The organism is Bacillus sp. EB106-02-03-XG38, from assembly GCF_058792175.1.
This window is the reverse complement of record NZ_JBYTED010000001.1, coordinates 168,531-180,700: the sequence shown is the minus strand read 5'-3', so window position 1 is coordinate 180,700 and position 12,170 is coordinate 168,531. Positions and strand designations below refer to the sequence as shown.

Sequence of the window (12,170 nt, the reverse complement as noted above, 5' to 3'; positions counted from 1 at the left end):
GTGGTAAAATCATTTCTCGTGTTAGGAAGCTCACACCCTTGACTTCCCTCTCTGTAAACCGTAAAAATGATTTCGTGTCCTTATCATTACTTTTTCGTTCATGTCTATTTGTTAACTTATTATAGTTATCAACTTTTTAAAAAGCAAGCCTATTTTTACTATCTATTTTCAAAATCATTTTTTATCATATTTTACAATAACATTATGCTACGCCCGATCGATTTACCTATTTTGTTATTTCTCCACTTTGTAAATCAACGCTTCATATATAAATATTCTATTCTAAACCACGTACATATCCACCTTACAAAACTATATTAATAAAATTTTATTAATACAATCTTTTCGTATAACTTTCTTCTAAAGAACGTGCAACATCTTCTTCAGAAGTATTTACTTTCGCATGTTCCAATAACATTTTTGCTGCTGAAGGTAACTCTTTTTTATGTAACCAAGATTCTGGATTCCACATATTAGAACGAATAAAAGCTTTTGCACAATGAATATAACCCTCTTCTATTTCAACAACAATTCCAAGTAACGGATTGCGCCCATTCGCCTGCATTTCTTGCAAAATGGCTTCGTCGTTTGTAATATACGCTCTTCCATTTATTCGGAGAGTCTCTCCAAGTCCCGGAATAAAAAAGAGTAATCCTACACGTGGATTTGAAATAATATTCAAAATGGAGTCTATACGGCGATTGCCTGGTCTTTCTGGAATAATAATTTTATTATCATTTAATACGTATACAAATCCAGGTGCATCTCCTCTCGGCGAAGCATCACACTCTCCTAATTTATTTGCAGTAGATAATACTAGAAAAGGAGATTTGGACAGAAAATCTATGCAATGGTGGTCTAGTGATGAAATAACTTTTTTCAAAGCTCGCTCACTTGGTTTCCCCAATATTTTCCGTAACTCTTCCTCTGTTGAAATAATCGATTTTATTTCCGAGCTCTCAATCCCCACTTATACCATCTCCTTTTTTCTTTATTTTCCCAAAATTCAATATAAATATTGTATAATATAATTGGCAGAAAGGGGAAATTAAATGACAGAGTGGTTAACAATATTTGATACCGAAAGAAATATACTTGGGAAGAAATTACGTGATGAAGTGCATCGTGACGGTGATTGGCACGAAACATTCCATTGTTGGTTTGTAGAAATAGATGATGAAGATATGTTTTTATATTTCCAATTACGCTCTCAAAACAAAAAAGAAGCTCCGGGTATATGGGATATTACTTCAGCTGGACATATTATGCATGATGAAGATGTACAAAGTGGCGGTCTTCGTGAAATTGAAGAGGAATTAGGACTTTCTTTCCAAACGAATGATTTAGCATACAAGGGCATCTTTAAAATAGATTATGAAATTTCAAATCTTACAGATCGCGAGTTTTGTCATATGTATTTCCACAATGTAATCAATCCACTTCCATTCGCACCAGGTGAAGAAGTAGACGATATGATGAAAATACATGCAACTGCTTTTCTACAACTATTAAAAAGAGAGATTTCATCTTTTACAGCTACTTCTGTTTTGAGTAATAAACCAATAACGATAACTTTTGATGATATTTATCCATATGATCTTGCATACTATGAATTTGTTGTTGAACAAGGAAAAGACTTACTAAAAAATAATGATTTGTAATTAGACTAGGACCCCCTACCTATATCGGCTGGGAGTCCTATTTTTCACTATTGCTCAAGTGCCTTCAATCTTTTCTCTACTCGTATGAATAAGCGTATGATTAGTACTAGCATAAAGATCATTATCGCTAACGTTGTATGGGGGTATCTAAATAGTATACTAATAACACTTCCAATTAACATCATGATGAATCCGTTTTGCATCATCACTTCTGCACTATACTTATTACCTGCATCCCATAATTCTTTATTTTTCATAGATCGTTTCGTACGATAACCATATGCCGCATTAATATCGGTCGGTGGATTTTTTTGAAGTACAATTGCCGCAAGTATAAATATAATACCTATTAAAATACTCATTCCTATGTTTATTAGTGCATACATCAATTATATCCCCTCCTAACCTACAGTTTCATTATATGACATAATCCTGTTTTTTCCAATTTTACAACGCATTCACTTCCGCTCTTTCGATGTTTGGAACATACTTGGCAGCGTTACAAAGCGTGCACCTTTCGTTTTTAACTGCGGAATGATTTTGTCTAATGCATCTACAGATCCTTGTAAATGCCCACCTGGTGTTGAATGCTGAAGGATAACACTTCCAGGAAATGAATTCCCTAACACATTATTTGTAATTGTATCCGCGCTTACGCCTTTCCAATCAACTGTATCAACACTCCACTGTACAATCATAAAATTTTGCTCTGTTGCCCACTTCAATTGATTTTCAAGTATTTCACCATACGGAGGACGAATAAACTTTGGTGCATAACCAGCTAAACGATTTAATATTTCTTCTGTTTTTATAATTTGATTACGGTACTCAGCATCATTTACTTTCGCTAAATTAGGATGGCTATACGTATGATTGCCAATTACATGCCCTTCATTTGAAATACGTTTTACTACATTCGGAAACTTTTCTGCATTTTCACCAAGCAGGAAAAAAGTCGCTTTTACATTATGTTGTTTTAACTTATCTAATATTTTTGGCGTGAATTCTAAATCTGGTCCATCATCAAATGTAAGAGCAACTTCCGCTTTATTGTACGGTCCTGAAAATGCATACGCATATTTTTCAACCCAAGAAAATGGTGTCCATGATCCACGCTCATCTGCTTTCATCTGTACTTCATAGTTTTGAGGGATATATACGTATGGCAATGAGCTTATATAGTCTCCATAATAAAATGAGTTATATGGCATATAGACGTACGAAACATCTCGTTCTAGTCCCCATTGATATGGAGCAAACATTTGTGGTGAATAAAAATAATACATGATAAAAACCTCCCTAAAGTTTCATATGTGATTCCTCTGCACTTTGTTAGAGAAATTCCTATTCATGAACAAAAATAAGACTGTCCGTAATTTGGACAGTCTTACTGCTGACTATTATTAATAAAGTGAAACTTTAATCAATCGGACTTTTATGGACAGTTGATCCCCCACCTAAATTCTTTGCTTTCGCTGCATTTTGAGGTGTGGGTCTTACTGACCATTAAAGTGGGATAAATCGATGTACTATCTTTTGGTAAAGCTTTCACATGTTTTAAATAACTTGTCACTCCATCATCATCACCTTGCGGGTACGAATATCCATAAGCGTTAGCAATTTCGTTCGCCACTTTCCTAAATAAATCACCCATGACAAATAATGATTCCCATATGTTTTCATATTCTGCATTAGAAAATGTCTTTTTAAATTGCTCCCACATATCTTCTTCAAAATATTGCTCAAAATGCTTTCCAAATTTCCCTGCATTACCTGTAAAGTCTGTTTTCATACCAATATGCCATTCTAGCATTACGATGAACATATCTCGCACTGGACCATCGAGCATACCTTTCGCATAAGAAAGTTCTTCTCTCCATAGTCCTTTTGCCACATTCGTACTACACCACCAAAATTCATTACAGCAATCTAAAAACTCTTTTTCTGTTGGCTTTTTTATTAAGTAGTCTTTATCGCTTGCTGGTGGAAATTCAACAATGCAATTATCTTTATCCAGAAGCACTTCACTTAAACTATCTTGTCCAACGAACTTATTTATCAAATCAAATGGAACGAGCGTTAAATCAATTCGGTTTCCATCCATAAACTGCATTAAATACGGAAATTTCCCGTCTTCGTCTGCTGGAATTAATGACATTTCTTCTGGCATTTGCACAATCATTATTTCTCCAAATCTACGTATCCAATTATGATTAGATGTAAACGAGCTTATATCTTTTACAACATACATAATATCATAGTCTTGAAAACAGTCTCTCTTCACATTTGGATTTACACGCGATCCATTCATGATGACAGCTCGAATTCTTTCATCCTCTTTTGCTGTATTCATAATTAAGTCTAGCATTTCTTTTTCAGTTCTCATCTATTCCTAACCTCCAATTTTTTTATATAAACTTATATTTCCAAGTATGTTGGAGGTCCACGAGCTAACTGTGTTGCACACGATACATGTTATAATTTTTCAAACATCTTTTTCATTCTATTTATCTCCTTTCGTTTTTCTTTTACGACTGCCATATCCATCAATCGTATCCCTTTACTTCCGCATTGTAGCACTTACACGTTGCTCAGCAGCTATTAATTCATAGAAACAAAACATTCCTTTTTAAAGCTGTTTATCATTTACATTAGATTATACAGAGCATTTCGTTTCATGTAAAAATAAAGAAGGGACATCTACTCCATTACAGAATAGATATCCCTTCTTTTGTTTATACATTTATCCCTTACGGATTGGTAGACCAAAGTCCAGCAGATTTAATAAATGTACGTTTATTTAATTTCAATTGCGCTACGATAAACTCTGCAATATCTTCCGCTTGCATTACTTTATCAGGATTTCCATCAGTTAATCCTAAATCTACAGCCATGTCAGTTGCTACTGTACTTGGAGTTAAAGCTGTTACACGAATGTTATGCTTACGAACTTCCATCGCTAACGATTCTGTTAAGCCAAGAACACCAAATTTAGAAGCACTATATGCACTTGTTACAGGTGCACCTTTTTGTCCTGCTGTAGATGAAATGTTAATGATATCACCAGATTGTTGTTCAATCATGCTTGGTAAAGCTGCACGAGTTGCATAGTATACACCCATTAAGTTTACTTGAATGATTTTTTCCCAATCAGCAACGTCTAATTCTAAAAACTTACCGAACTTAGAAATACCAGCGTTATTAATTAAAATATCGATAGATCCTAAACCGTTTTTTAACGTCTCAATCGCAGTAGTCACTTCTTCATATGAAGAAACATCAGCAGTCGCAATAACAGCTTTTACGCCTTCTGCTTCTACTTCTTTCGCTACAGCTTTTAAGTTTTCTTCTGAACGAGCTAAAAGACCTACATTTACGCCCTCTTTCGCTAATGCGATCGCTACAGCGCGACCAATCCCTCTACCTGCTCCTGTAATTAAAGCATTTTTGCCTTGTAATAATTCTGCCAAGTATAACACTCCTTAATCATCTCAGTTATGTATTATATTAAAATTGTATCTATGTTTATGTAAAAAGGCAATGATGCACTTTCATGTGCGTAGGTTACTTGTAGGTAACTATAGTAAGAATACAAGTACCTTTAAAGAAAAATAGCGCTAGTAGAACCCCCTAACACTACTTTCCTATCTAATTCGGAATACGTACACTAAATTCCGCACCATGTCCTTCTATACTTTCAACCTTTATTTCTCCTCGATGTAGATCGACCACCTTTTTTACTATCGCTAACCCTAAACCACTTCCTCCATATGCTCGATTTCGTGAAGAATCAGCTTTAAAAAACCGTTCAAATATATGTTGTTTTTGTTTTTTAGATATACCAATACCCGTGTCACGAATACGTATTTCTACAAATTTCTCATGTTCCTGTAACTGGATTGTAATTGTCCCGCCACTTGGAGTAAATTTAATACTATTATGAATTAAATTAATCCAAACTTGACTCATACTTTCTTGGTCAGCAGTTATATGCACTTTTTCTAAATCAAGGTCTAATTCAATTTCTTTTTCAGCCCAGAGCGGTTCACTATTTAATACAATTTGCTTTAACTGTTGATCTAATCGATACGTCGCTTTTTCTGGTGTATACTCTTCCGATTCTAAAAGAGTTAGTTTCAATAAATTTTGACTTAGTTTGGATAATCTCGTCGTTTCTGTTTCAATAATAGTAAGATAATGCTTTCTTTTTTCCTCGGAAAGATTATCATCTTGTAGCGCTCTAGCGAATCCTTTTATAGAAGTTAATGGTGACTGTATTTCATGAGAAACATTCGACACAAATTCTTGCCGCATTTTCTCCATCGCATTTAGTTCATCTGTCATATCATTTATACTTTTTACGAGTACACCAATTTCTCCATCATACTTTTCTTCATTTCGTATCTTTACGGAGAAGTCTCCTTTTGCAATTTTTTGTATCGGTTCAATAATCGTCCAAATCATTGCTTGTCGCTTCGGCCTCATTAATACTGCAATTAATATCCAAAGAAGAATCATAAATACAAAACTGAGTATGTCACTAATGAGATACGTAACAAAAGGTGATAACTTTATTTCAAGGGCACCCAATACACTAGATGATACATAAAAAGCTGTCGACCAAATGATAGTAAGAAATGAAAAGAGTGCTATTATCGCTCCCGTTACTTTCAACATCTTCAACTTACTCATTCGTTTTCTTTTTCTCATTTACTTACCTCTAATCGATACCCTAAGCCTCTTATCGTTTTAATACTGAACTTCGACTTCTCTTCTTGAAATTTCTCACGTAGCCGATTAATATGAACGTCTAGTGTACGTTCATTCCCTTCAAAATCATATCCCCATACATCTTCAATTAATTGCTCTCGCGAACAAGTTCTTCCCGCTTTAGAACCTAAAGTAAAGAGCAATTCGAATTCTTTTAGCGGTAACGTAACCGTTTGTTCTCGAATTGTAACTTCAAATGTTTTACGATTTAATAGTACATTTCCAACTTGAATCGATTGCGATACTGTAATTTGGTAACGTTTCAGTAGTGCCTTTACTCTCACTACTAGTTCTATCGGATCAAATGGTTTTACAAGATAATCATCTGTTCCAAGGTGAAATCCTTTTACTTTTTGGGACGTCTCCCCTTTAGCAGTTAGCATCAAAATCGGAATATCATAGTACTTCCTTAATTCAAAACATACATCAAATCCATCCATATTCGGCATCATGATATCGAGAATAATCATATCGACTTTCACTTCGTCCATTTTCTGAAGTGCATCTAGACCATCAACTGCCTCATATGTTTGAAAACCTTCGCGTTCTAAAAAAACAGAAACAAGTTCTCTAATATGTGGATCGTCATCCACAATTAATATTTTAGGTATCACAAGAACCATTCCCTTTCTACTCAGCACCTATTTTATTAATGTTAAAAACAAATAACCAGTGAAGCAAATTCCCCACTGATTATTCATTTTATAATGCCGCCTCTTTAATTTTCAATTGTTGCGTTGCAAATTCACGATACATGTCATGTGTGCGTAGCAATTCATCATGTGTACCGCTTCCTGTAAGATTCCCTTTTTCTATAAAGATAATTTTATCTGCATCCACAACAGTAGAGAGTCTATGTGCAATAACTAACGTTGTTCTGCCTTTCATTAAGTTATTTAATGCCTTTTGAACGACAGACTCAGATTTACTATCTAGACTGGAAGTGGCTTCATCTAACATAAGAATTTGTGGATTTCTAAGCAACGCTCGGGCAATCGCAATTCGCTGCCTTTGTCCTCCAGAAAGCTTCACACCACGTTCTCCAACTTCTGTTGCATATCCATTTGGCAAATCATGAATAAATGCATCAACATATGCCATCGCTGCTACTTTTTCAATTTCTTCATCTGTCACTTCGCCCTCAACACCGTAACAAATGTTATCACGAATTGTTCCATCGATTAACGGACTATCTTGTGAAACGTAACCAATTTGACGTCTCCATGATTGTAGTGAATAACTCGTAATTGATTCTTTTCCTAATTTAATGGCACCACTAGTCGGTTCATAAAAACGTTCTAATAATGAGAATAACGTCGTTTTCCCGCTACCACTTGGTCCTACGATTGCTGTTACTTTGCCTGATTCAATTGTGAAACCAATATTCTTTAACACTTGCTCTTCTTCGTTATACTCGAAATGTACATTTTCAAGAACGATTGGCTGCTTAGCATTTGTAACTTTCACACCAGTTTCATGATCTTCTACTTCATATTCTAAAATTGTATTAATTCTTTCCGTTGCACCAATTGCCTTTTGGAATTGTGTAAAGAACATAGATAGTTGACTCATTGGCATTATTATTTGAACTAAATATAAAATAAACGCTACGAGTTCCCCTGTAGTTAATGCACCGCTAGAAACTCGCATTCCACCATACCCTACGATAATAACAAGCAATGCCATTAAAACAAAGGACATAACTGGTGAAATTAACGCTTGCACTTTTCCTTCTTTCAATCCAAATTGCAATAACTTTTCGATACCTTTATTTCCAGTTTCATATTCTCTTTTTTCTGTGTTCGAAGATTTCACTAAACGAATTTCTGATAACACTTGTGTTAATACACTAGTAAAAGAAGCCGTTTCATCTTGAAGTGCTTTTGAAATCTTATACATTTTTCGTCCAAGTGGAACTAAAATAAGTACTGATAATGGAATAACCGTTAAAAGTAAAAGTGTCATTTTCCAATCTAAAACAAATAGTACAATTAAAGATCCGACAATTGAAATACCACCTGTTAATAAGTTTGACAAATGCTCAGAAATTAATGTTTTCACAACTCCTGTATCATTTGTCATACGGCTAATTGTATCGCCTGTTCTATTTTGATCATAATAAGTTACCGGTAAAATAAGCACCTTTTTCCACAAACGTTCTCTTAGTCCAGCGACAATCTTCTGTCCTATATAATTTAATAAATATATAGATAATCCTGCTGCTATAGTTTGCATTATAAAGAATGCAACTAGCCCAATAATTTGCCCTGTACTAATTGACGAAAGTGAGAAATTATCTACTAGCCCCTTCGTTAACATTGGTATAAATAAACTCGCTCCTGTAGAAAGCAAACTCATTAATAATGCAAAAGCAAGAATCCCTTTTGGAGGATTTGTATCTTGAATAAGGCGTAAAAACTGCCTCCAACTCCCTTTTTTCTTCATTTCATTTCTAACTTCCATTCCACTGTTCATCTCCTCGTGTTAAACCAAACTGTTCTTTCTAAAAATAGAATACAATACGAATGTAAACTGAATGTAAACACACTTTTTCTGTTTTTACAAAATATACATACAAACGCATCTTTACAACAGATATAAATATCTGATATTATTACCTGGTACTTAATATTATTCTATGCGAATGATAGATAATCAGTTTACAATACTATATAAATCTCCCGTTATTGAAAGGAGTATCCTTTTTGCAAACAAATATACATTCCGAAAAGGAAACAATCATTTTTATTCATGGATTAGTTGGCAATCGTCGCGCTTTTAAAAAAGAGCATAAGCGATTTTCCGCCTCCTACAACATTATCACTTATGACTTATTAGGTCACGGCGATGATAAAGGAGAAGCTATCGAATTTTCATTACAGCGCCTTGTAGATCAACTATTGAAATTATATGAAAAAGAAGGTATTCAAAAAGCCCATATTTGCGCTCTAAGTTATGGCTGTTATATCTCTACAATTTTTGCACAAATGCACCCAGAAAAAGTATTAAGCATTTGTCATATTGGTGGACATTATAATAATCCATCCCTTTTATATAACGTATTTCAAAAGTTTTGGGAGAAGCGAGGGGACGATTACTCTAAATGGCTCTCTCAATACGCGAATACCATTTTTCCAAGTGGCATACTAAAGGCAAATCCGTTCGCGGTCATTTCAAGAAATATTTATTACCGTTTCGGATTGCAATTACATTCATCAATTATTGCCCAATCATTACGGCACCGGTTAGAATTCGATTTGAAATCTAAATTAAAATCACTTCCCCACCCTATTCTATGGGTAATGGGTGAACATGATCATCTCTATAAATCTTGTCTTTTTGATTTGAAGTCCATTCTTCCTAACGTTTTATATAAAGAAATACCGCTTGCAGGACATGCAGCAAACTTATTTCGCCCGAACTACTTCCATGACCTATACGCTCGATTTTTAAATGGGAAGTTACAGTAAAAACTACTACATTCCCAATTTATTCAACTATAAAAAGGCTTCCCAAGTTTCCCTGGAAAGCCTTTTCTCTATACGAAAAGTATATAACTACTTTTTCTTAGTATGCTTTTGTGTAACCTAATAGGTGCTTGCTCCAGTAAGAGTTACTTACAGAACTAATACGTACACCAGTTGCATCAGTTTCTGCACTAATGAACTGACCGTTTCCTAAGTAAACGCCCATGTGAGAAGGACCTGATTTATAAGTATTTTGGAAGTATACTAAATCACCTGGTTGTGGATTGCTAGTTTTTGTTTTAGAGCTCCAGTATCCAGCAACTGTTTGACGAGCGCCTTTATGACCAGTTTGATTTAATACGTAGTGAATGAATCCACTGCAGTCAAAACCAGCAGGTGTTGTACCAGCAGTTCTGTATGGTGAACCATTTAAAGATCTAGCGAATCCAGCAATTGAAGATGTATTTCCACCTGTTGTTGGTTGTTGTACATCTTTACCTGGTTGTTGAACGTTATTTGTAACGTTATTGTTATTTGTAACGTTGTTTACTCCGCCTTTTACAAACTTAACGAAGTCTGCACTTACGTAACCTGTACGGCCGTTATGGTTAATTTTGTACCAACCATTTTCAGCGCCAGTAACGTTTAATACTTTACCTTGTGTTACGCCACCGATTACAGCGTTGTATGTAGCTGGGCCTGTACGTACTTTTAAAGCACCAGTGTTAACAACATAAGAACCACCAGTTTGAACTGTAGTAGTATTGTTGTTTGTAGTTGGTTGTTGTGTTTGGTTAGATACAGCAGAACCACCTTTTGTTACGAAGTCTTTGCTTACGTATCCAGTTCCACCATTGAAGTTGATTTTAAACCAATCTTGTACTTCACCAACAACTTGTACTGTTTTACCTTTATTTACAGAGCCTAATACTGTATGAGATGTACTTGGGCCTGTACGTACGTTAAGTGAAGAAACGTTTACTGTGTAAGTACCAGTTCCTTGTTGAACAGTAGTTCCTGTTTTACCACCAGTCGTTACGAAGTCACCACTTACATAACCAGTTTGACCGTTTACAGTTACTTTGAACCAACCGTTTTCTTGTCCAATTACTTGCAGTACTTGACCTGATTTCACTTTAGAAATCACGTTATGTCCTGTACCAGCACCTGAACGAACATTTAATACATCAGCAGTTACTGTGTATTTTAAATCAGATTTTGTTTCTACAGTTTTTGTTTCAGTTACAGTCGTTTGATTTTGAGTTTGATTTTGTCCATTAATTTCTTTTAGCGCTTCGTTTGAAACTTGTGCTTGAGCAGAATCCATACCTGGAACTGCAACACCCACTACAGAAGCTGCTGCTAAACCTGCAATTACTTTTTTCATAAGTTGTCTTTACTTCCTTTCCCTACTATCCTCTTAAAAAAACTTATAAACTTAATACATTACAATATTATCAAAGTAAAATATTCATTAAGTTCCATTTTTTAACAAGAGATTTATTTTTCACACAGAGTTCATTTTAAACGAATGAAGTGAAATCCGTGTGAACTTCATGTGAACTTTACCATTAAACTAACTGTTTTTGCAATGCATTTTTCAAATTCCTTATGTATTTCATTGAAAATTCGACATTTCATTCGTTATCTTAATATATATTTTCCTATCCACTCGGAAAAACTCTATTAATCTAATACAAAGCAAAGAATGTATTTACTAATAGATCCCCTCACATGAAGTATACTCTTATCATGACAAAAAATGCTTTTTTTATCAATAGTATAATATTTTTAGAAAACTATTTTTGATACTATCTTTCACTTTCAAAAGATTTGACAATTTGTAAGATTTAACTTCAAAAATTCTGTTCTAATTTGACGAAAATAAACACTCCACTACCCATTTTTCACTATCTATGGAATTTGCAGGATATTTGTATTATCATATATATAGTAGTGTTTTAAATTCATACAATTTTCCCCCGCACTGAAATCTATCGAACTTTTAAAAGTCCGGTGCATTGAATTTTAAGATGAGAGTCTTATTGACCACAAATAGTAAGATAAAAAAGGAGGTATATTTATGAAAAATATAATAGATGATCCTATCCATAAAAATATAGAACTGTACTATGCTTTTTTTCAATTCGTTTCCATTATCACCTTACAAAAAATATCAACTATTGAAACACGTAAAAACAAATTAAAAAATAAGATGAAAAATTTCTATCAAAAAAATCCTTATTACTTATAAAAGGTGAACAGGTCGTAC

General features: G+C 34.3%; 11 protein-coding genes and 1 pseudogene. 3 read left to right on the top strand and 9 right to left on the bottom strand.

Annotated elements, in window-relative coordinates; translation table 11 throughout:
* Positions 1-331 precede the first annotated feature (331 nt).
* Complete coding sequence (locus tag AC3WTI_RS00820) at positions 332-970, bottom strand: pyridoxamine 5'-phosphate oxidase family protein (RefSeq protein WP_087959535.1); 639 nt, start codon at positions 968-970, stop codon at positions 332-334.
* A gap of 82 nt (positions 971-1,052) precedes the next feature.
* Here AC3WTI_RS00820 and AC3WTI_RS00815 point away from each other — a divergent pair, with 82 nt between their 5' ends.
* Entirely contained in the window at positions 1,053-1,661 is a 609-nt protein-coding gene (locus AC3WTI_RS00815) for an NUDIX hydrolase (RefSeq protein WP_087959534.1), read from the top strand.
* A gap of 47 nt (positions 1,662-1,708) precedes the next feature.
* Here AC3WTI_RS00815 and AC3WTI_RS00810 read toward each other — a convergent pair whose 3' ends face one another.
* The 7 genes and pseudogenes from AC3WTI_RS00810 to AC3WTI_RS00780 all read right to left on the bottom strand — a co-directional run bounded on the left by AC3WTI_RS00810 (position 1,709) and on the right by AC3WTI_RS00780 (position 8,894).
* A complete protein-coding gene (locus AC3WTI_RS00810; protein ID WP_142305922.1) occupies positions 1,709-2,047 on the bottom strand; it encodes an SdpI family protein in 339 nt (112 codons plus the stop codon).
* Between the two features lie 72 nt (positions 2,048-2,119).
* A complete protein-coding gene (locus AC3WTI_RS00805) occupies positions 2,120-2,947 on the bottom strand; it encodes a peptidoglycan-N-acetylglucosamine deacetylase (protein ID WP_097841851.1) in 828 nt (275 codons plus the stop codon).
* A 230-nt stretch (positions 2,948-3,177) separates the two neighbouring features.
* Positions 3,178-4,047 (bottom strand): annotated as a pseudogene (locus tag AC3WTI_RS00800) (aminoglycoside 6-adenylyltransferase); the annotation flags it as partial.
* Positions 4,048-4,411: 364 nt separating this feature from the next.
* Positions 4,412-5,131, bottom strand: a complete 720-nt coding sequence (locus AC3WTI_RS00795; RefSeq protein ID WP_000818985.1) for a 3-ketoacyl-ACP reductase — start codon at positions 5,129-5,131, stop codon at positions 4,412-4,414.
* Between the two features lie 178 nt (positions 5,132-5,309).
* The gene (gene hitS, locus AC3WTI_RS00790; RefSeq protein ID WP_179861187.1) at positions 5,310-6,371 is read right to left on the bottom strand and encodes an envelope stress sensor histidine kinase HitS; all 1,062 of its coding nucleotides are present in this window, start codon (positions 6,369-6,371) and stop codon (positions 5,310-5,312) included.
* Entirely contained in the window at positions 6,368-7,045 is a 678-nt protein-coding gene (hitR, locus tag AC3WTI_RS00785) for a response regulator transcription factor (protein ID WP_218777776.1), read from the bottom strand. Before hitR ends, hitS begins: the two co-directional genes overlap by 4 nt.
* An 88-nt stretch (positions 7,046-7,133) precedes the next feature.
* Positions 7,134-8,894: an ABC transporter ATP-binding protein gene (locus AC3WTI_RS00780; RefSeq protein WP_097841850.1), complete on the bottom strand. Its 1,761-nt coding sequence runs from the start codon at positions 8,892-8,894 to the stop codon at positions 7,134-7,136.
* 242 nt (positions 8,895-9,136) lie between these two features.
* Between AC3WTI_RS00780 and AC3WTI_RS00775 the strand changes: the two genes are divergently transcribed.
* A complete protein-coding gene (locus AC3WTI_RS00775; RefSeq protein WP_087959529.1) occupies positions 9,137-9,901 on the top strand; it encodes an alpha/beta fold hydrolase in 765 nt (254 codons plus the stop codon).
* A gap of 97 nt (positions 9,902-9,998) precedes the next feature.
* On the opposite strand, the gene entFM is transcribed toward AC3WTI_RS00775, so the two are convergent.
* Positions 9,999-11,285, bottom strand: coding sequence for an enterotoxin EntFM (gene entFM, locus AC3WTI_RS00770; protein ID WP_087959528.1), 1,287 nt, complete (start codon positions 11,283-11,285; stop codon positions 9,999-10,001).
* A 696-nt stretch (positions 11,286-11,981) separates the two neighbouring features.
* Here entFM and AC3WTI_RS00765 point away from each other — a divergent pair.
* Positions 11,982-12,152, top strand: coding sequence for a DNA mismatch repair protein MutT (locus AC3WTI_RS00765; RefSeq protein ID WP_087959527.1), 171 nt, complete (start codon positions 11,982-11,984; stop codon positions 12,150-12,152).
* Positions 12,153-12,170 lie beyond the last annotated feature (18 nt).